Raw genomic sequence first — 22,498 nt, forward strand, 5'->3', positions numbered from 1 at the left:
TGAATAAGCTGCCATAATAAAAGAATACTAAATTTGAGTGGGGTTCATTTTCTATGGCAAGATCAGCCAAGCAGCTTACCGATACAGCGTTAAAAAAAGTTAAAGCAGAGGATAAAGATATAATTTTATCCGATGGTAACGGTCTACAAGTAAAAGTCAGAAAGAGTGGCTCTAAGCTCTGGAACTTTAATTACTACCATCCAATCACAAAAAAGCGTGTCAACATGGGATTAGGCAAGTACCCCGATGTATCTATTGTAAATGCCAGAAAGTTAGCGCAACAAGCCAGAGAACTAGTTGCTTTAGGGACTGATCCAAAAGAGCATAGAGATGAAACCTTAGCTTTTAAACGGGCTCAAGAAGAGTTAACTCTCAATAAAGTAGCTTTAGAGTGGTTTGAGGTTAAAAAGCCTGATTTTACGCAAGCTCATGGCGAAGATATTTGGCGATCGTTAAATAACCATATACTGCCGGTTATTGGTAAATATCCTATTGGCAAAATTAACGCACCACAAGTCATAAAAATTTTAAGGCCTATAGAGGCTAAAGGTACTCTAGAAACAGTTAAGCGTTTGAGCCAACGATTAAACCAAGTGATGACCTATGCAGTTAATAGTGGTTATATTCAAGCTAATCCGCTTGCTGGAATAAAAGAAACATTTAAAAAGCCGCAAAAACAAAACATGCCTTCGTTAAAACCAGAAGAGCTGCCTGAATTGATGCAAACGCTTGCAACGGCGTCAATTAAACGAATAACCCGCTTTTTGATTGAATGGCAGTTACATACTCTTACCCGCCCAGGTGAAGCGGCCGGTACTCGTTGGGATGAAATTGATTTTGAGAATAAACTATGGATTATCCCAGCTGAACGAATGAAAAAGCGCAGAGAGCATGCCATTCCTCTATCAAATCAAGCTATAGAGTTATTAGAATCAATAAAACCAATTTCAGGGCATAGAGACTTTGTTTTTCCGTCAGACAGAAACCCGAGAACTCATATCAACAATGAGACAGCTAATATGGCTCTAAAACGCATGGGGTTTGAGGGCCGTTTAGTAAGCCATGGCTTACGTTCGCTTGGAAGTACAACATTAAACGAGCATGAGTTTAATCCCGATATAATAGAAGCCGCACTGGCACATGTAGATAAAAACCAAGTTCGTTCTGCTTATAATAGAGCTGAATATATTGAAAAACGCAGAGAGCTAATGAATTGGTGGAGTGAGCATATAGAAAAGGCATCTCAAGGTTCATTGTCGGTATCAGGACATAAGCAGCTTTTAAAAGTTGGTTAGAAGATAAAATAAGGATATAAAATGGCTTTAACACAAATGCAAATCATTCAGTCGTTGGGTGAGGCAATGAGCTGGTTAGAAAGGGAGTTAAGTTGGGATGTACCTCCAACAGAGCTAAGACACTTGACCGGCCGAATAGGCGAGCTTTACGCCGCACTTATAACAAATGGACGCATGGCAACAGAGGTTAACCAGGCGGGGTACGATGTTGTATCAAGTAGTGGTGAGCGTATATCGGTAAAAACAACAGCTAAAATGGGGTCAAGCGGCCATATAAGCTTTAACACAAATACGTTAGCGTTGGTTGACCGCATTATTATTTTGAAAATAAATACTGAAGAAATGCAGGTTGAGACTTTATTAGATACCACTGTTGAACAAGCAAAACTACTCATGAATATTGGGCCAACAGGTAAGAGCGCTATATCTATGAGTAAGTTAATAAATCCGCCGGTTAAGCCACGTATATTACTAAACGTAAAAGAAGCTACATGGCATAACTATAAATTAGTGGAACTTGAAAACGGCACCATAGAAGTTTTTTTAAATGACGAGCTTGTAACACCTAGTAAGCCTTACTTACGTGATATTGCCAAAGAGTTAGGGGTTTCAATTTTAAATGGCAACGGAAATCCATTTAATACACGGCAGCTGGGCTCTTTATTGATTAAGGGGTTAAGTGAATAAAGTAGTTGTTTTATTCCTAAACCATGAACTAAAATTACTTTATTTATCAGACTACAAGGATGTAATATGTCAGTTTTTAGTTGTTCAGAATGTGGTTGGCCTTTTAAAGCACCTACAGAACAAAAAAAGCATAATAAAAGATGTGTCCGTAAGGCCTATCTTGCAGGGCCATCTTATAAAAGTGATATTCCCAAGGGCCTTTTGAAGGCAAGAAGAACAATAGAAGGGACTTATGAATGGGCTTTACTTCAAAGTAACAAGGCTACATCAAATAAATTAAAGATAGCTTTTACCAGTACACCTAAGGAAAAATTAGCAAAGGAAATTGAGCGACTAGAATCCATTTTAGCCTTTAACGAGAACTGTTCTGATAAAGAGTTAAAAAGACTGATAGCTATATCGCATGCCTTTTCATCTATACAAAATCAAGTATCACAATCTGATAAGAAAAATTTAAGAAAAGCCGCTGTTCGTGACTTAAACTCCAAGTTAAAGCCAGATAAAAATATGTCTAACGATATTATGGATGTATATTTTAAATCTGGCGTTAGAGCTGTGAGATCAGGAGGTTTACCAAGCTTAGGAAAAAAGAAATAGCGTTTTCTTGAATGCTTGAAGTTAAGCGGTTCTTTAAATCTTCTCTAAAAAGCACTGAGCTTTGAGAGTCAATTTATCTAATTAACAAATAAAAGATATCAAGGTGGGTGCTTGTTTATGTCAAGGAAGAAGCGAAAATCAATTGAAGAAAGGGTTATAAAAGTACTAAAAGCTAATCCTCATTTTAGTTATCAAGAGGCTTGTAGGTTTGTCCTAATAGAAAGGGAAGAAAATATAAAAAGATTGAAAGCAAAGAAAAGCCTTAATACGAAAAAGGTGTTAATTAACAAAGTTAAAAATACAAAAAAGAAGAAAAATCCTAATAAGCGAAAGGCAAGTGTGTGGACAGTGTCAGGCGGAGCGGTATCGCCAAAGTAATTTTTAGCCGAATATTAATTTAAAATTATAAAGATTTACAAGAGCATGAAATTGATTGGGAGATCAAGTGTCAAATAATAAAGACGCCATGAAGGCAAAGTTTGAAGAAATTAAATCATCAATATGGTTAAAAAAAGAAAATGTCAGAATCATTACTGATGAAAATCGTAATGCAGAGCCTGAGCAAGAATTGGCTTTTGTCCTTACTTTTAGCGAGGCATTGAAGCTATATAAAAAGCTTAAAAAAGAGCATTATGCAGTTTCAATAAGCCATACTGAAAAGTTTAGAAATTTACCAGCGGGTTGGAATTTAGCAACACATACCTCTTGGACGGGTAAAAACACTTTAAAAGAAGTAGAAAGCGACAACTTTAATGTATTTATCGCGGCTGGAATTAGTGAAGAGGAAGCTATAGAGCTCGTTAGTTGTGAGAATGTATAACGCTTTTTACAAAAAGCTTCAATGTTAGAAATAGCTTGAGGCCCCTTCAATAAATAATATTACAACAAAGACAAGGAGCTAGTTTTATGAATAAAGCTGAAGTGCACCGCAAAAAAGTTCAAGAAATCCTCGACGGCAATACTTTACATGGTCACCAAGTGAGTGCTGCCACAAAAACATTTAATGCATTCTCTAATGATGTGAGAGCTGTAGTAACAGCAGCTGAAATGCAAGCTGGTAAATCTGGAATAGCGTTAGCTTTGTGTTGTTTGCAGCGTTTAAGCCTTGATGATGAAACAATTTGCCAAAAGCGCTCACTTAAAGACACATTATACTTAGTTACAATGCCAGATACGGCTTTGAGAGATCAAGCAGAAGATGATTTAAGACTTGCAAAGAATGTGGTTGTTAGTAACTTTGTTAATTTCGAAAAAGCCTTAGAAACAGATTTTAAAGGTAACCCCCCTAAATTAATCATCATCGACGAATGCCATTATGGTTCTAATGTTACCGGTATCCGATATAGCTCTGTGTTTGACTATCTAGAACAAGAAAATGACTCTTGTAAAGTGGTGTTTATCTCTGCGACACCTTTTGGCGCTCTATATGGTGCAGAAACAGAATACGAAGAAGCGCTAGAGGTTAGTTCTGAAGCTGAAGAAGATCATAACGATAAACTTTTAAAAGAATCAACTCAAGCGGCTAATCAAGCGCTTAAAGACTCTATTTTACGTCGTGATTTTGGTACTCGGTTGGTTTTTCATAAAACCAGTGATGAATACTACGGCGTACGGGAGATGCTAAAAAACAATCGCTTACACAATTTAAATGACGAAGAAAGGAACTTTCTGGTTGACTCTGTACACCGCAAAAACTTTATGCAGCAATTCAATGCCCATGAAGGTATGGGCTGGTCATTAGTTAGAGTTCCAGCAGGGACAGCAATGGATGCAAAGCAGTTCTTCATATCTGAAGGTGTTGATGAAGAGAACATCTATATACTAGGAAATTCGCTATCAGGTGTACCTGAGGACGAGCTATCTACTATTGATAGGTTTAAAAAAGCATTTGAAGACAGTGAATTGTTTGGTGAAAAGTTAGTCGCGATTACAGTTGCAGGTTGCCGGGCAGGAATAAACTTCGGCAATTTAATGAAGAATAACCTTATTTCTACCTGGGATAGCACAGTCGCAAGTGTTGCAGCTGTGGTACAGGCTAATGTAGGTCGTGCGTGTGGGTATCACGGTAACAATACTTCAATGCACTTCACAAATGGGAATGCAGCTGAAGCCTATGGCGCTATATTGGATTATCTAGAACGCACATGCTCCGATCATGCTGCGTCTGATTTTGATGGTTTAAGAGAGTTCTTTGAAGACGTATGCCAAGAGTACCAAGTAAATGGTTTGGATGTAGGTTTAACAATAAAATATAAAAGGCGTAGGCCCATAGGTGATGTTGAAACATTCGAAACAGATCACTATGTAGCAGTACCTGCAAGGCTCCTGGACCAAGACTACGACTTTTCCCAGCATACCCAAGATAAGCTTCTTTTAAGTGCTATAACGGTCTTACGGGAAGAGTTTATCAAAAATGGAGCGCCGTCGGTAAAAGGTAGCAGAGCCATGCGAGGTAAAAAGAAAAACTGGATAAAAGCCCAGTGGGTTAATGGTGATAGCTATGATAATCCAGAAAAAGCTGGTGTAGACGGCCCTCAAAAAGATAGAACAATAATGCTTACAAGCATGTTAGATAATGATGAATATGTTGAGTTTAATAGAGTCGTAGCCCCAGGTTCTGGTGAATTAACTGAGAATAAGTCAGTTACAGCAACGGTGTTTAGCGTTTACAACATATCAAGACGTAAAGTGTCTAAAACAATAATGACGGAAAAAGATGTATGGGACATGTGTGATTATTTTGATATCCCTCATGACGATACTCTATTTGTATTATACAAGCGTGGTGAGTACGACTTAGATAGAACGTTAGCAAAAAAATCTCACAATGAGTTACCTGAAAAGTCAGGTACATTGAGTGACGAATCACAGTTTTCGGTTAAATGAGTCTATGAATCAAGCAGAAAAGCACAGAGAGTATCTAGAGAAAATAGTATCTAGTGATACTTTCGAACATCAACAGCATGCTGCACAAAGAGCATTTAGCCATTTTGAAGAAGGTAGTCGTGCTGTTGTAATAACTGCTGAAATGCAATCAGGGAAGTCTGGTATTGCATTAGTATTAGCTGCTTTACAAAGACTTAGTCTATCAGATACAGATATTTGTGAGCGCTCAAAATTAAAAGATACACTTTATTTAGTCACCATGGCTGATTTGTCGCTACAAGAGCAGGCCAAGCAAGATCTTGCCAAATGTAATAATGTTGTTGTGAGTAACTTTACTAATATGAGTTTCGCACTCTCAAGTAACTTTAAAGCTCAACCGCCTAAGCTCATTATAATAGATGAGTGCCACTATGGTGCCGGTTCAGAAGCTGTAAGATATGCTAAGGTTTTTGAGTATCTTGAAAAAGAAAACACAAACTGTAAAGTTGCTTTTATTTCAGCCACACCTTTTAGCGCACTTTACTCAGCAGGCGCAGATTCGATACTTCGTCACGATTTTAAAACCAGTCTTGTTTTTCATAAAACAAGTGATGAGTATTTGGGCATCAGGGAGATGCATCGCAACAACCAAATAGTAAAGTTAACAGAAGAACAGCGTAATTTTTGTGATGATTCTTTACTACGTAAGCGTTTCATAAGGCAGTTCAAAGAGCATCCTTCATCAGGATGGTCATTGATTAGGGTTCCTAGTAGCCAGGCAAACTTAGCAAAAAATATCCTTCTAGAAAACGGCATAGCTGAAGAGCAAATTATGGTTATTGGCCAAAAGCTGGTGGGAGTTGAGGAAAGTGACTTAGCAAGTATTGACGATTTTAAACGTGAATATGAAGCAGCAGCGATGTTTGACGATAAAGTCATTGCAATTACTGTTGCAGGCTTTAGAGCTGGCATTAATTTTGGTCAAGAAATGAAGAGCACGCTTATTAATACCTGGGATAGCACAATTGCTAATATAGCTGCAATTGTCCAGGCCAATATTGGGCGTGCTTGTGGGTATCACTGTAATACGCAGGCCAAACACTATACTAACCTTGACGCTATTAAAGCTTACAGCGATTTACTTAATCACCTTGAATTAAACAGTGATAAAAGCGACTTCGAAGGCTTACATGCCGTTTTTGAAAATATTTGCGCTAAATATGATGTAAGAGGTTTTGATAGAGGAATTCAAATCTCATCAAACAAGGAATATTCCACTTCTTCTCGGAAGAAAGATGATACTCGAACATATTTAACCCAAAGTTATTTAGCTGTTCCAGGTAAGTTAACTACACCAAACTACGATTACTCAATATACACCCAAAACCCTTTATTACTTGATGCTATTGATCTTATTAGGGCTGAGCTGTTAAAGGAGGATGGCCCACACAGAAAGCAGGGTAGAGCCCTTAAAGGTGAGCATCAAAATTGGATCAAAGCGCAATGGGTAAACGGTGTTACCTATGATGATTACACTCCAAGCTGTGCAAAAAGCAGAGCAATAGAATTCACTTCATTATTAGATCAAGGTCATCCATTAGAATTCAATAAAGTAGTTAACCCCGGTGGTGGAGAGACAACAAAAGATAAACGCGTTATGGCAAGTGTATTTAGTGTATATAATTTATCTAAAAAAACTGATGCGTTTAAGCGTTCAATGGATGATGACGATTTGCAAGAGGTAAGTGAGCTATTGGGCGTTGAACTTGACGATACAATAATTTTATTGTTTTTACGCGGTGAATATTCAGATGAGTTAACAGTAGAAAAGCAAGATAGCTTAGAAGTGTTGTTTTCAAGAGTACAATTTAAGTCTATTTTTAAACAACAGAAATAAGTATTCAGTATTATGGTTTGTCAGTATAAAAACAGGGAGAAAAGATGTTTGGGATATTTAAGAAAAAAGTGGATTTAACGGACTTATCAAAAATAACAGATAAGGACCTTAAAATACTTCAAAAAACTAAAAGCGGAAATGAATTTGGTAGGATCATAAGAGAAGCAGCATTTGCTGGCAGTGTCGATTGCCAGACTTTTATATCTATGGCTTCTTTATTACATTTAGATAGTTATGAGAATAAAGACTATCCCCTGGAAGTAGAGGAAACATTTACAACTTTTACAACTATGGCCGCAGAAAATAATGATATTGGTTCTCAATTTAACTTAGCAAAGTTTTACTTAAATAAAGTAGATTTGTCAGATGGTAAATTGCACCAATCTGATCACAAATACCTAAAACAGGCGGAGTTTTGGTATGAGAAAGCGGCGCAAAATGGTGATTTAAACTCACAAAAGGCATTAGAGGATTGTGAAGAATTATTCCGTATGGCGTTTTAAACCTGAACTAATATAAGTTAGTACGTTTTAAAAGCCGCTCTATTTGAACGGCTTTTATAACAAACCTGTTTGTTAACTATCTACAGGCTTTTGATTCTTCGATCATCGCACGTTGAACAGCTACTGTTTCTTTGATTACTTTGTCGAAGAATTTTCTCTTTTCTTTCGCTGAACCGTTACGTACAAATTCAGAAAAAGGCGTAGACTTAACTTTTTCACGAGATTGAACTAACATGCCATACTCCTATTTATGTTGAATTACCTATACCGGCTATACGCTCTAAGGACGCGCGATTATACTTTTTGCCAAGTAGAGCGTCAATATCACTTACATTAAAGTAAGGCTTTTCTTTTGTTCCATCAAGGTTTTTTTCCATAAAAATAATATCTATATCATCCTTGAAAATATTTTTTAATTCGCTGACCACACGTTGAGACTCTAAGAACTGATTTACAAAAACCTCAGGTGGAACCCTTCTTCCTTCAACTATTTCGCGAGCCTTTACTAAGCACCAAGCTTGTTCGGGATCTTGGTAAACAAATATAACCAAAACGTAGCGATCTTTACGTAAAGAACGTTCAATATTCGACTTTGCCTTTTCAAAACTTGAAAGCGTAGAGTCGAGTAAAAAACTAACCTTTTTCTTTAAAGCTCTGTCATGTATTGCTTCCACTAAAATAGTTGCAGGTGTTTGAAATAGCGGAGAGTTTAACCCCTGGTAGTCATCAAACTCCTTTCTTAGTTCATCATTTTCTATGTGAACAACATCAACCCCATGCTCTTTTTTAAATTGCGAAATAATACTTTTAGCAGTCTCTGTTTTTCCTGCACCAGGGGAGCCCGCCATAAAAACAGATACAGCACTTTCTTCTTCTGGCAAATGATCAATCATACTTTTGGCAAGGGTTTTCTTCATTGCCTTAGCTTTTACTAGCGCTTTTTTTGTAATTTCTTCATCTGTCATAATGTATCAAATTTAAGGTTAATTAACATAAATAAAGGGGTTAAAAACCCCTTTAAATCCAGTTGTATACTAAAGATCACTTTACATTTTTGGCTTAGGTCATCCCCCAAAACTCAGATTTAATATCATCAGCATTATTGTTTTTATATAAGTTTTCACTTATCAAGTAAGCTTGAGATTGATTGTTATTAACCATAAAGTGCTTATCATTCTTTTTATAAAGCTTAAATGCATAGTGGTATTGGCTTGAATATGTCGCAGTAGCTGAAAATACATTGGTGATATTATTTTTCGCTATAAATTGAAAAATAGCTTGAGCGACATAGTTTAATCTTTCATCCCGGCCCATATTCATTGTAAACATTGAATGCGAATCTTGATCATCAAATGCAACAAATATCTCAATGACTTCATTTGAATCTTTAAAGATAAAGTTAACTACTCTACCGTCTAGCTTCATATCACCATCGTTATCAATTTCATATAGGTGGGAGGTTTCATTATTAACATACATAACCTCACCATTTTTAACGATAAACATTATATCGACTTCAGCTTCTACTAGCCTCATTCCACCATTGTAATTGATCTTCTGATTGCTAATTTTATTAACGGTCTTAGAATACTTGCTTATTGAAATTAATTTATTAAGTATCTTTGTTCTAATTTCAAACATTTTCTGCGGGTCACGGCTGAAGCAACAAAGAATGCCTTTAAAAAAGACAAAAGCCTGTTGAGTACTACTAGTTTCAGTAACATTTACAAACTCAGAATGATCAATACCGCAATTTAAAGCATACTCTTGGTGTACTCCACCCATTTCTTCAAGCTCTTTTATCTCCTCATTCACAAAGTGCTTAATAGCATTAAAATCGTTTTTTAAATGTGTATTACTTAAAACTTCAGCCCAGCGAGTTGTAAAATGCTCGAAGCCATCACTCGTTAGTTGCCCTCTAATTTTATCGCCATTTTGTTCTTCAAAGCTCAGAAATAGCTTTATTCGCTCTAGGTTTTGTAAAGCCATCGGAGATGCTTGCCCATCATCGAGAGACTGCTTTCTTTTTTCCATCTTTATAACTTGAAGGTAATCATCATACGCTTCAAGGTACCTTTCTTGAATCATGAAACAGCCAGCTCTATTTAAATATACGTTTGAATGGTTTGGGCTGACTTCAAGTGATTTTGTAAAGAATAAAATAGCGTCATCTTGATTGCCATATTGATGATACTGAAGTGCTTGGCGAAAGAATTGTTCACCTTGGGCTTCTGCCTTAGGGTCCGTTTTAATTCTTGAGAAAAAGCTAAATAGAGACATATTATTTCCTTATAATAAGGTTGAGCTAAAAGCAGTGCGAAAGAGCATACTGTCGATTGTGAAAGTAAGTATTATTGATTTTAAAATCGGTATTTGCTAATAACTCGCTAGGTTTATCCAAATATATTGATTGGATATATTCTTTTGGAATATGACTATTAACGAGAATTTCGGCTTGTGAGTCAGTAGGGTCACAAGCTCGTAAATTGATAGGTTGATTATTAAAAAGCTGTTTTAATGCCACACTTCCTGAAAGGGATGCCTCAGTTGCTGATGCTATAGGAGAGCTAGCAGCATTTGCGGGGCAAAATAAGCAGTCAAGCTCCCATAAAACACGGGCAGATATTTCTAACACAGCCCAGCTTTCTTCTGGTTGTGCTTGTCTATACTTATAAAACATCTTGTCGTTAGGGTAGGACACAGATAACGAAATCATGTGAGTTCTGTAGTCAAATCGATTAGCATCGTTGTAAATATGACCTTTAGATATTTCGTTATTATAATCTTTACTATTAAGGCCTATATCCAAAATGCTTTTAAGGTTTTTTACTTTTGTAAAGTGTATTAATGTAGTAATTCCACGCTCGCTACAAAATTGTTTAATAAGCTCTTTATCATCAATATTCGCATATTTACCTAATCCATAATGCTTCATTACGGCATCAATTAATTCAAGACGTAATGAAATAGTATTTTGATAGCTGCCTAAGTCAGCTATTAAAGTTGAAAACAGAATGTTAGGGCTATTTAACTCCAGCAGTGGCATCTCAGTCTTTAGTTTTACACCACTGGATTTAGCAAAATTACGAACCAGGAGAGAGCTTTTGTTAGCGAAAGATAATTCATTTACTACAAATTCAGCTGCAATAGCTGGAGTAGGTAAAAGGGCTAATGTCTTGTTTAACATTGGCTCAAACATATTAATTTCCATTTAAATAAATAAATCCTTTTGTACAGGGGAGGCGCAACTTCCGATGCTTTGGCTTAAGTGAGCTATAAACTCATCAGCAGAGCGAGTAACTTGTTCTAAAGTGCCATTGTTGACTAAAGAAACATATAAAGCAGCTGCTCTAGCCTGGCAATTAACGCTTTTTTTAGGGTTAAATTCAATATCAGTAAACGCATTATATTGAATAATTTGAGAGTGTAGTTCTTTGTTTAATTTTAAAGTATTAATGTAAATCCAATCATAAAATATAGTTTTAGGTGTGAGTGGCCAGGTTTTTCCATTACTAAAAAAGCCAGTTAAACAGCCGCTCTCAACTAAACGGCTATCTCGTTTAACTTCATGTGTCGGAATTGTTAGAAGCTCTTTAAAAGGACCGCCATTTTCAAACACTTTAGCTGCATGAAAAATATTCTCAAGTGGAATTTCGCGACCATTTTTTAATGTAACAAGCAAATTGAAAGCACTTAGGCTTACACCCAAGGTGCTCTCACTTTTTGTCGAGATTTCAAGTACATTTAAATCATTAAACAAGTTATGCGCAGCGTTATGTAAAGAGCGAACAGATTTTTGTTTTTGTGTGGCTGCCATTCCTTTATGCCATTCAAAGTCAATAAGCTCTTCCTGTACATAAGGAAACGGCTTAATCACTTTAAAAACGGGTCTAGTAGCCACTTAATCAACCTTAGGGTGTTGTTATGTTAATCACAGGGGTTAAGCACTCTTGTATACTTAAACCACCATGGTTGTAATAATCCCCACCCACATAACCTGCAATACCAGGAGCCATGGCTACAGAGACGTTTTCGTTCCAATGCCATGGTACCTTTAACTCTTCAGTGCTTACATTGTCTTTTAAAATAGCACAACGTGCTAAACGTTTTTTAACCTGGTTTTTTGAAATACTAGCCTCGGCCAATTTACCCGGTACCCACAACCAACCGTGGTCGGTCACAATGCGTATATTTTTCCAGCCAGCAGCTAATAAGCCTTCAATACGGGTGACTACATCATTTAAGATACTATCAATATAGCGCGGCATTTTTAGCTGTTGCTTATGCCCCATATTGTCTAAATCGCCAGTTTGTAGCCATGCATTTATAGATGGGTTGCCAGTGTCTAACTCTTTTAAAAACTGCCAATCTTTTTTGCCTAATGCACTACTTAAGTGATAAGAGCTAAACTCAGATCCAGAGTCGGTTATCTGGGGAATAAAGTTATCGTTTTCTTGTGCGCCACTTAAAATATCGGCCACAGGCGTTACGGCAGCCTTAGCGGTTGCAGTTAGTGAGGGCAGGGCACACCAATTACTTGTTAAATTAACATTTATGTTTAATTTACTAAGCTTATTCTCAAGCATTTTTGCAGTATCAAAACGTAGTCCATCAACAAAAAATACAGCTTGGCCGTTGGTGCTATACGTTGCGGTCGACTCATTAATTTCACCGGCACTACTTGGTTTACCTGGGTAGCCTTCGTCCTTTACTAAGCGCTGAAAGTTCAACGTAACAGCTTCAAGCCACGGGGTATAAATTACAGCCAGAATATCAGCAACTACTTGCTCCTGGTTTAAATCAGTAGCAGCTGCCATTGCGTTAATTGCTGCAGCATCTGCTTGCCAGAACCGCTCTTTGTAGGTTTGTGCCATTGCCTCTGCATTTGGGCCTGTAAAATTAATTTGAGTATGCTGAGCAACGTTTACTAGTTGTTCTAATATATTCAGCCAAGGCGACATATCGAGCTTTTGCCATAACCAGCTTTTACGCTGTTCATGTAATTTAAACAAATTCGTTAATTGCTGTCTTAACTCGGTTGGCGTTTCACTGATAATGTTAGCTAATTTATTTGCTAACTCCGCTTCATCTTTTAAGTTTTCAGATAAAAAATGGCTGGCCTCAAATGCTAAACCAGTAGGTGTGATAGTTTTAAGCTTTTCAACTAAACAGGGGAGGTTGTGTGCAGTGTCTTTAAATCGCTCCCACACAGCTTGCCATTCGCCTTCAGCCTCACATAAGTTGTAAGTAATTCCGCTTATATCGCTTATTGCATCAGGGTCAAAGTTAAATTGGCTTATACAGGCTTGTTTAAACACAGGCCATTTACTTTCACCCCAAGCTTGTTTTTTTGCCTCTGGGTTATTTAACCAGGCTAAAATATCTTTAGCCGGGTCATCCATTACAATGCTTATAAAGTCCTGTGCTTCTAGCTTTTTACCTTTTAATTGTTCTGCTGGCGTTTCAAGTAAATCGGGTAAAATATTGAGTATGGCTTCTTGCGTTTTTTTATCTTTGGCAACATCAAGCTCTAAGCCCACACGCGGGTTTGTTAAAAATGAGCCAACACTCCAATCTCTACCTGCAGAGTTGTAAGCCCACCAGCAGCCTCTGTATTGCAATTCGGCTAAAGGTCTTAATTCATCAGGGCATTGCTCTATTGCACGTAAATCCTTACGACCAACCCCCGGTAAATAAATTATTGGGGTTTTATCTTTAGGTAATTCACAATCTTCCAACATCCCAGCTATCGCACACTTTATCCAAATAGCAGGGCCAATGCGCTCTTCTGGATTATAAGTACCTAGCTCAATGAGTTCAGGTATATGTTGTTTTATAAACGGCATAGCAGGTTGCCACTGACGCTCAATGTCAGTCCACAAAATAGCAGCAGGGGCTACTTGCACCGCTGAATTATAGGTTGCTGAGTTTCGCAGTTGCGAAGCTAGGTAATCAATTAATTGCATTTAATACACTCAAATACTAGGTAATTTAAAGAGCTCAACTACTTTAGATACTAAAAGTTCTGTTCTATTTTTGATTTTATCAACAGACCAGCTGGTTTCCGAAGCTAATTTACTATTTAGATACAGACCGTTTTTATATCCAACCGGGTTGCCTTTCCGATTTGTTCTATCACGTTTCTCTTCGAAGCTCTTATTACCTAATGTGCTGTTGTAGCCTGAAATTGTAAGATTCCCTAAATAGTGAACATATTGTTGTTTGTATGTTTGGGCTAGTTCTTTGTCACCATTAGCTATCATATTAACCCAAGACTCAGGTATGTTGTCACCCTGTGGGAATATATGTTCAATTGTCCAAACATATTGTTTGCCCTCAATCGCCCATAAATTAACGGTTGATTCCCTTGTCATTACACTCTCTTCAATGGCACAAAGAGCAAAACGACATACCGCTTTATTATCATCATATAGGTTGCCAGATAGCCCTTTAATAAAGTCTTCATCTGATGCACTTACATTTACTAATGACTTACAAATAAGGTCATAAATCGCATCACCTTTTAGCTTTGTAGCCTCATCAGAGAGGGACATAAATATTTTTGTTAAATCTCTCGTGGCAGGTGTATCTGTAGTATTCCTACGCACAAAAAAAGCAATTAACAAAGTAACAATTTTTTCAAAATGTTCTGATTTCAACTCTAGTGTTTCTTGTTTACTAAACAGTAGGAGTAATAATAGATACGATGGAACACCCTGAATGTTTTCTAAGCTAGACAGCAGTCCTGTTAATTTAGGGTTATCCGGAACTTCTTTATTGCCAATAATTTGCGCGTACAAATTAGCATGCACCATCATTGTTTTTAAGAAACTGCTAGCATCATTGGCGATCAGTTTTTCGTAAATATGAATAAGGTTGGATTTAGTCGCAACAGGAACACTAACAATATGCTTTAATTCAGGTTTAAATGCATTGTAGTACTGCCTAAAATATCGTTCTTGTATTCCATAATCATCACCAAGATAAGCTAATACTTTCATCCAATTATTAAAGTGCTTATCTATTTGCCCTGCATCATCCGACTCAAGTTTTGCCAACAACTTGTTTTTTATTAAATCAATAGCAGTAAGTGGTACCCCTCTGTTATTCAAAGATTCAAACAAAGTATATGCATCAGAATGACTAGCCACTTCAATTTTCACTAAGGTGGCTGTATTTACTTTATCTATTAACTCAGAAAGCGCTGCAAGCTGATCGGTAGCTTGATATAAAACGTCGTCTATCCTTCTACAAAAATGTCTAAAAGCTCGCAATACACGTCGATTTCCAGCATTTGAGATATGTTCAGCATTTTCTAAAATACCGGCTTGTTTAAGCACCCAAAAATAATCCTGTTGATTGTTATTTTGAACTTGAGGCGTTAGACGAGTCAGCTCTGGGGAGTTTTTTAATATTAGTTTATTTTTTAAGTTATAAAGTTCTATCTGTTGCGGCATATCGAGAGTTAACTCTAAGTTGCCATAACACTTGTAGATAGCTGCCATTAACAAAGATAAAGTAGTCATTCTTTGCTGGCCATCTACTAATTCTAGTTCCTGGATCTTTAATGAATCTAAACTTTGATTTATGCAGATAATAGAACCTAAAAAGTAGCTTGGATCATTTTCAAGTAAGTCTTCAAAAAGAGTATCCCATTGTAATTTCCCCCATGTATATTCACGTTGATACCTAGGGATGTTATATACAACCGCTGCTTCAATATTAAATAAAGTCGAAACAGGGTAGTTATCAACGGACTTAATCATTTTTAGCTTCCTTTGCTGCTTTTTTCTCGGCAAGTGTTAGGTGAAGGTCATTTATACGGTCGCCTTGCTTGCCGCCATATTCTAAGCCTAAGTCATACCAAGGAGCTGACGCTACATCGGTACCACGGTCTTTTTTCCAGTGAATATTGGGCTTTGAACGAAGAATGCCAGCGTCTTTTTTACCGACATCTTTCGCTTTCATAAACGGGCGGATGTTTAGGCGAACACCGTCATTTAAGTCTGGGTTCCAACCTATTGATTGTTCTGCTAGAGGCTTCCAGCGCACAAAAATATCCAAGCCTTTTTCACCAACCAAAATGTCTTCAAGTTGTTTTTTTAGGCCCCTAGCAGCCGCTAAACGAATTTCAGCACCTTCGTCACCATCTTTTTCTAACTGAATTTGGGTACTAATCCAATCATCAAGATAAGTGTAAATTAAGCGCTCTAAGCCTTTGTAATCGAGTTGATGGTAATTAACTAGTGCAGAGAAACCATCTGGTAAGCCATCCCATATATGCCAAATAAACGGGCGATGCTGGAACAATTTACAATGTTGCTCAAAAAACTTATCACGTAGCCAAATGTTTAAGTCGCGAGACTTGACGGACTTCAATAAATTGTTTAATACGGTCGCAGACCATTTATCACCATAGGCTGCGTGCAATATGGCTTCTAATCTATCAACCGCCGGCTTTTCACCTCTTATGGCGGGTATACAAACAATACCGTCATCATCTACTAATCCGTCAAACACTTTATTCTGAGCGATGATTTCACGCATTTCAGGCGCGAGTTCCATTTCCGCGTCCAGCTCTGCTGGCCATCGATAACCTAATAAGCGAGCAACAGCAACTTGTAGAACGGAGTCGTCTTCGCGCGAGTCACTTATTGCAGTAGTTTTAGTTTCTTCGTTCCAAATTACCGATGCACATGGGTGACCGTGAAATATCCACTGTGTAGGCAAATTTGAATAAGGATAAGGAATTCCATAAGGGTAAAGCTTAGCCCCCTGCTTAATCCAATACTCCATATTAACTTGGAACCTTTCAAAATACCCGTTATCCACACTAAGAGATTGATTTGTTTGTCTAACGGATTCTTTCAAAGTTTCTGAGCTAGCAAATGCCCATAGTGCTTCTATCGGGATGTTATCTTTAGGGATAAGTGTGGGAATTAAACTATGAAACTGATCACCCCAATATAATGAAGGGTATAAAGATGCAACCCTATCGATAGACACACCTCTTTTTCCCCAGGCTTCTCTCCCTCTAAGTGCACCTAAATTAACCTCTCCATTAATGACCTGACAAGATATTAAGTTTTCTCTTCCAGAGAAATCACCTTTCCCTTGACTTGAGCTTTGCATAAACCGCCAATATTTAGTTAACATCTTATGGTTTATTTCCCATATAGACCTTTTAAGTCGCGGATCATCACCAGAACTAAGTCCTTGATAACTATTTATGAATTTATTCATATATTGAAGTTTATTGCTTGCGTCAAAGTTAATCATTGCATCGGGGTTTTTAAGCTGCTCAAGCTGATTTGTGCTATGAACATTGACATCAGTCATTGCTTGGAGTTTTTCGTTCGGGGACAGATAATCAGATAGATCTATACCTTTCATTAAGCTATCTTTAGTGGGAGAACTATTGCTTAATGTTATCAATTGTACATTAAAATCCCACATTGGGGTCTGAAACCCTTTAGCTCCTAATCGAGCAACCAGATTCCAATTGTAGTTTTTTAAAAGCTTTTCTCGAAACTTTGAGTAGGTAGTCAAGAATAGCCAATTTTGGGGCAATACTATGCTAGAGGAGCCATTTTCTGAGCAAATGTTTAATGAATACTCCAAAAAGACTGTTGCAAGGTCATTTCTAGAGGCAGGGTAATATTTATCACAGAAAGCTCTTAAAGTTTCAGATTGCTTGTTCCGAGTGAGATAAGGCACATTTGTAACGACCCAAGCATACTGGCTAGATAATATATTTGCGGTTTTAACTAAGCCCTGAGCAATGGTTTTTGTTTCTTTACTCATATCAGAGCTGGTAATCATCGCTTTTTGCAACAATTCCCAAGGTTTTGAATCGCCCTCATTAAGGGTTTTAGAGGGGTCAATTAAGCTACCTAAAGTTGGGGCATCTTTAAATGTTTGTTGCATCCACTTAACCGCATCTTGTAACTCTTCATCACCCTTAGCCAAATCATTCCATTCTTTTTGAGATTCAGCTATAGAGACACCTGAACATGCAAGTTGCAACTCAGGTAATTGACGATAACCACCTGAATTAGGATAACGCCAAGCTTCCAATGCTAATGCAAATGCCGCCAACTCTACACAGCGTTGGTCGAGTTCTAAGCCATGAACATTTTGACCTAGAACCTTGTCAATTGCCTCTTTTGCGGTGAGTCCTTCTAGCTCCATACGAATTGGTACTAACATTAAAAATTTAGCGACTAAAAAGTGACCCGACCCACAGCATGGGTCGAGGGTTTTAAACTCGTTTAAATCTTCTGGCCATTTATCAAAATCACCAGCGGCGCTACTCCAAGTTTTTGTATCCTCATCTTGAACAAAACGAAGGTACTCTAACGGGATACCTGGAATTGAAGCGAGTTCTCGTAACTCTTGTTCGCTGGTTGCGGTCGCTAAGTCGTCTTGTGTTAAGCGGCGTTTTGCCCACCAAGCTCCAAGGGCGTTGTCGAGCAAAAAGCTGACCATGTAGGGTTCGGTAAATAATTGTGTAACCGGGCTTAACTCTTTAGCACCGATTTTTACGCCAGATTCATTAACCTGCTTTTTCTTTTTGTTTTGCCAGAATTGATAACACCAGCCTAGCGCGTCAGATGCTTGAAAAGTCTCTTTATCAAGCGCAGCTATAAGCTCTTCCAGGTCATTAACATGGTTAATTGAAAGCTTTACTTCAAATACTGGCGAGTCTGCTCGGAATATTTGCGGCAACATTTTTTGTGCTAACTGACCGGCTAATTCCCAGCCATCTTTTACTTCTGGTTCTTCTTCAGCTAGCTCAAAACACTCGTCTAGGGTGACGTGGGTGTGTTGGTCGTACATTAACAGGTCACTTTGCTCTAAAAAACGAGCAAACAGCATGCGATGCCAATGTTCGTACGCCATTTCGTTAACTAATAGCTCTGTTTCTTGTTTGCCCGAATCACGATTTAACACATCACCTAATTGACGACTGTGGGCACGTAAACGTGTTCTGAGTTTACGTTCCGCTTCACTTAAATAACTAGGTGCGCTTCCTTCGCCAATGCCTAGGCGAGTCAATGCTTCTGTAACAGCGATTTCAACAATGTCACGGGCTTTTTCTACTGTTTTTTCAAGCTTGCTGCGTAATGTTTTATCTAATGGTGTTCTCATTTTTTATTCCTTTAGCAAGCTTATTAGCTAGGTACTACAGGGCCATTGGCTAGCTCTGAACGAAGTTGTGCTTCAACGTCTGTTAGCCAAGCTTTAAGATCGTCTTCTGATTCGATCATAGGCTTATTTAAGCGGATATGTTGTACTTTTGGTGCTAGTTCGCTAATGGCATCTTTAAGGGCTGCATCAAAGCGGCCTGGTAAAGCGGATATGCGGTCATTCCACTGCTCAAAACTTGTTGCTTCTATAGCATCGTATACTGCGGCTGGTGAAGATAAGTTAATAGATGGGATTGAACTTAGACTACGCTTTTCTAGTAGTGCTTGTTTCTTAGCATCGTCTAATTTAGCCCAGTTAATATCGTCCATTAAGTCGCGATGACATGCATTGAACTCGTCTTCATATTCAGAGAGTTTCGCTGTGATGGCGTCACGTAATGCCGATTCTGCTTGTTTTAATAGTGGGCTAATAGGGTTAGGCTCAGCTAGTAAACTACGATTGCTTTCAATGGAGTCCATTTGTTCAGTAATAGCACTATATATCGCTAAATCTTTGCATAAACGAGAAACTGTTTTCAGCTCATTCCATTGGTTAACTCGGTGTTTAGCTAGATCTGCTTGTTCTTGCCACTCTATAAATTGACTTTGGATTTCGTCTTTTGCTTCATAAGCTTGTTGCAACTGTTCGTTACCATCGTACATTTCTAAATTGGTAAGAATTGTGGTGCTGGGTGCTAATGGTAATGGTGCTTCACCACCAGCACTACGCGCAACGTTTTTAGCGTTGGTTATCGCCTGCGATAATTTACTTTGCTCTTCATTAGCGCCACAATTTTGCCCTTCTGGTAATAACGCGTTTATTAAGCCACGTACTTTAATGATTTGTAATTTTGATAACGTTACATTTTCAGGGCGAAACTTGGTTTGAGTAACTGAAGATCTATCTAAACTTTTGGCATCAACAGGGCGTTCTTGTCCATCTTTTGCATTGAGTACGCCGGCAGCGACCATGGCAAACAGGGCGCCTTCAATGGTGTCTTTACCCCAGCCGTAAGGTGCATCTTTAAAGTTATCGATGATCTCTTTACCTGTTTTTACTAAACCAATAAAGCGTTTAATTTCAGAGCATACAGGGTGTTTATCTGCTTCATCATTATGGTCAATTGCCTCTAATGCATTAGGGTCACCTTGAGTGCTGGCGCGATTGTAAACTTTAGCCCAACCTTTGTTATCAGCCATTTTAAATTTACTATATAGACGCTGACAGGCTAGCTTACCTGCATTTTGAATTTGCTCTCCTAGGTTTTCGCCTTCAACTTCTTGACCACCAGCAAGTTTTAGCTGAATTTGGCTAAAGATATCTTTTAGGATGGCCTTTTTCGCACGGTCTGCTTCTTTGAATCGATACTCCATTGCCGCATACGCTTCTTTACCTGCATCGGTTTTAGCTGTGCCTCGCACATCTATCGTGGTTTCTGCGGCTTTTAACTCGACAATCGCTTTACGTAATTCATCTCGTTGGGATGTTGGTACATGAATGTAAATTGTTGCTGAATCTGGATCGGCACCACGCGCTAATGCATTGAAGTTCTTCTCTGGCACTTCTGGTGCCCACGCGTAGAGCTTTTTATCTGCATCACTCGGCAGTTCTGCGCCAAACTCAAGGTTAATTGGTCTTGGCTCGGCAATATCACCTTGCGTTATACGAGCTTGTGCGACTTGTTTGCGAACAAATTGTTGTATTTCTTGTGTACGGAAGTATTCAAGCTTTTGTGGATTGGCTTTTAATTCATTCTCTTGTTGGCGGTACATATCGTACCATTGTTGGCTTTCGACTGTCTGTAGGCGGTATTCTTCACCCACAGATGTTTGCATTGGCATGACTAAACCATCATCAACGAGTTGATTTAGCAGTTTTGGTACTAAAGCTCTTAATTCATGTTTACCTTCTTGCAGGTTTTCGAGCAACAAATCAGAAAGTGTATCTGCCGTGGCAGCAATGCCTGTTTCAATATCTGTAGGTAATTTGCTGATTAATAGTATCAAAGCTAATAAGCGAGATTGTAATTTTTGATCGTTGTCACCTGCTTTTAAGCGGCTAATAGTTTCATAAATATCTTTACCAATCGCACCGCTGTTTAATAGCTTAGTTGCTATTTGATCGTAAATATAATCAGCTGGCACCACACAACCTAAAGGCTTTTCAGCTGTTGTTTTTGTTGCTTCATGGACAATACGTAACTGGTTACGTAATTGGGAGCCTGTTCCTGTTTTATCTAAAGCTGGAAGTACTTTTTCCCAAAAGCGGCGACGTACTGGTAAAAGAGGATAATCTGCCACCATCCATTTTTCGTCGTCTTTGTTGTGCTCGATGATACTACCGCGTAAATGACGACTAATTTCACCTAATTCGTTATTGATAACGGTTTGTACGGCGCTTCGTGCGTTTTCATTTTTTTGTAAAATGACTTTACGAATAACAGAGTCAACATCGGTCTCTTGAAGTTGCACGTTAACTGTAAAACGGCCCATAAGACGCTGTAGGTTTTCAGTGCTAGTTAGTGCGCTTTGGCCTGTGCCGATAAATAATAATTTTGAGTTTAAACGTCCATCTTCACCACAGGTCTCACCAAGCTCTTGGACAGCCATGGCAGTATCTATATCGTCACCAATGTATTGCTGTACTTCATCTAATACTACTAGGGTTAAAGGTAATTCTCCGTTGACAGCGATAGCGTCAATTACTGCTGTAACCATTTCATTGTTTGATACATCTTTAACCTGCTGATACTGAGAGCGGATCATCTTGCTCACTTCGATGGGGGACGGTGCAAAGTCAGGCATTTCATTTAATATTGCATTACCAATAACAGGTGACATATGAAGGTTTTTTAATTCATGCTCCCATGGATCTTTGCCTTCTCTTTTTTTTGCATTGGTGGTTACGTATTCTCGAACTTGACCATAAATACCTTCTTCTTTTAGCCACATTACAAACCGTGCTAAATGATATTGCTCAGGTAAACCAACTGATTTAAAAATAATGCTTAAAAATGCCAAACGAACATTTTTGCCAGCACTAGAGCTAAGCGTACCAGAAGCTGCATGTACACCGTTGTGCTTAGTTGCTAGAGTAGATAATTTATCGAATAGGGTTTCAATATTACTAGGTAAATCAACAATGCTACGCGCGGTTTGGCCGTTATTTAATGTTTGATTGGTCCATAGTGCACGTGCCATTTTGGCTAAATGAGATTTACCTGAACCGAAGAAGCCGCTGATCCATACACAAGGCTGCTTTGCATTTTTTTCCACACTGGCTATATAGGACTTTAGTATTTTTTCTAAACCAGTTGCATATGCACCATTACATACAAAAGTTCTCAGCTCGTACTCAAGAATATCTAACTCTAATTTTGTTAAATCATCTTTTACCGTTGCTACGCCTTCATTCGCTAAATGGCTCTGTAATGGATCGTTAAAATATATTTCTCTATTTAGCAT

17 protein-coding genes are annotated in these 22,498 nt (G+C 38.1%); 8 read left to right on the forward strand and 9 right to left on the reverse strand.

All coding sequences use genetic code 11. The features are described 5' to 3' along the window. Positions 1–53: 53 nt before the first annotated feature. The 8 genes from AN395_RS16565 to AN395_RS16600 all read left to right on the forward strand — a co-directional run bounded on the left by AN395_RS16565 (position 54) and on the right by AN395_RS16600 (position 7,844). Positions 54–1,295: an integrase domain-containing protein gene (locus AN395_RS16565; protein ID WP_054983651.1), complete on the forward strand. Its 1,242-nt coding sequence runs from the start codon at positions 54–56 to the stop codon at positions 1,293–1,295. Positions 1,296–1,316: 21 nt separating this feature from the next. After that, positions 1,317–1,982 carry a DUF6998 domain-containing protein gene (locus AN395_RS16570; RefSeq protein ID WP_054983652.1) on the forward strand — a complete coding sequence of 222 codons (666 nt, stop codon included), beginning with the start codon at positions 1,317–1,319 and terminating at the stop codon, positions 1,980–1,982. 66 nt (positions 1,983–2,048) lie between these two features. Next, entirely contained in the window at positions 2,049–2,579 is a 531-nt protein-coding gene (locus AN395_RS16575; protein WP_054983653.1) for a hypothetical protein, read from the forward strand. 117 nt (positions 2,580–2,696) lie between these two features. Next, positions 2,697–2,957 (forward strand): hypothetical protein, encoded by a 261-nt coding sequence (locus AN395_RS16580; RefSeq protein ID WP_054983654.1) that lies wholly within the window; start codon positions 2,697–2,699, stop codon positions 2,955–2,957. 67 nt (positions 2,958–3,024) lie between these two features. Continuing rightward, the gene (locus AN395_RS16585) at positions 3,025–3,399 is read left to right on the forward strand and encodes a hypothetical protein (protein WP_157683956.1); all 375 of its coding nucleotides are present in this window, start codon (positions 3,025–3,027) and stop codon (positions 3,397–3,399) included. Between the two features lie 86 nt (positions 3,400–3,485). Beyond that, a complete protein-coding gene (locus tag AN395_RS16590; protein WP_054983656.1) occupies positions 3,486–5,465 on the forward strand; it encodes a hypothetical protein in 1,980 nt (659 codons plus the stop codon). Between the two features lie 4 nt (positions 5,466–5,469). After that, a complete protein-coding gene (locus AN395_RS16595; RefSeq protein WP_054983657.1) occupies positions 5,470–7,341 on the forward strand; it encodes a DEAD/DEAH box helicase family protein in 1,872 nt (623 codons plus the stop codon). A gap of 44 nt (positions 7,342–7,385) precedes the next feature. Then, on the forward strand, positions 7,386–7,844 hold the full coding sequence (locus AN395_RS16600) for an SEL1-like repeat protein (protein ID WP_054983658.1): 459 nt from the start codon (positions 7,386–7,388) through the stop codon (positions 7,842–7,844). Positions 7,845–7,920: 76 nt separating this feature from the next. On the opposite strand, the gene AN395_RS19535 is transcribed toward AN395_RS16600, so the two are convergent. From AN395_RS19535 to brxC, 9 genes are all read right to left on the reverse strand, one after another. Beyond that, complete coding sequence (locus AN395_RS19535; protein WP_167378567.1) at positions 7,921–8,079, reverse strand: hypothetical protein; 159 nt, start codon at positions 8,077–8,079, stop codon at positions 7,921–7,923. Positions 8,080–8,092: 13 nt separating this feature from the next. Further along, the gene (locus AN395_RS16605) at positions 8,093–8,809 is read right to left on the reverse strand and encodes a zeta toxin family protein (protein ID WP_054983659.1); all 717 of its coding nucleotides are present in this window, start codon (positions 8,807–8,809) and stop codon (positions 8,093–8,095) included. Positions 8,810–8,903: 94 nt separating this feature from the next. Next, positions 8,904–10,124: a hypothetical protein gene (locus AN395_RS16610; RefSeq protein WP_054983660.1), complete on the reverse strand. Its 1,221-nt coding sequence runs from the start codon at positions 10,122–10,124 to the stop codon at positions 8,904–8,906. A gap of 25 nt (positions 10,125–10,149) precedes the next feature. Beyond that, entirely contained in the window at positions 10,150–11,043 is an 894-nt protein-coding gene (locus AN395_RS16615) for a DarT ssDNA thymidine ADP-ribosyltransferase family protein (RefSeq protein WP_235576588.1), read from the reverse strand. A gap of 12 nt (positions 11,044–11,055) precedes the next feature. After that, a complete protein-coding gene (locus AN395_RS16620; RefSeq protein WP_054983662.1) occupies positions 11,056–11,745 on the reverse strand; it encodes a DUF6977 family protein in 690 nt (229 codons plus the stop codon). A 10-nt stretch (positions 11,746–11,755) separates the two neighbouring features. After that, entirely contained in the window at positions 11,756–13,810 is a 2,055-nt protein-coding gene (gene pglZ / locus AN395_RS16625) for a BREX-1 system phosphatase PglZ type B (RefSeq protein WP_054983663.1), read from the reverse strand. A gap of 9 nt (positions 13,811–13,819) precedes the next feature. Next, on the reverse strand, positions 13,820–15,610 hold the full coding sequence (locus AN395_RS16630) for a DUF262 domain-containing protein (protein WP_054983664.1): 1,791 nt from the start codon (positions 15,608–15,610) through the stop codon (positions 13,820–13,822). Then, positions 15,603–18,995, reverse strand: a complete 3,393-nt coding sequence (locus AN395_RS16635; protein WP_054983665.1) for an Eco57I restriction-modification methylase domain-containing protein — start codon at positions 18,993–18,995, stop codon at positions 15,603–15,605. Before AN395_RS16635 ends, AN395_RS16630 begins: the two co-directional genes overlap by 8 nt. A gap of 23 nt (positions 18,996–19,018) precedes the next feature. Then, the gene (gene brxC, locus AN395_RS16640) at positions 19,019–22,498 is read right to left on the reverse strand and encodes a BREX system P-loop protein BrxC (RefSeq protein ID WP_054983666.1); all 3,480 of its coding nucleotides are present in this window, start codon (positions 22,496–22,498) and stop codon (positions 19,019–19,021) included.

This window comes from Pseudoalteromonas sp. P1-30, assembly GCF_001400005.1.
Classification (GTDB): Bacteria; Pseudomonadota; Gammaproteobacteria; order Enterobacterales; family Alteromonadaceae; genus Pseudoalteromonas; species Pseudoalteromonas atlantica.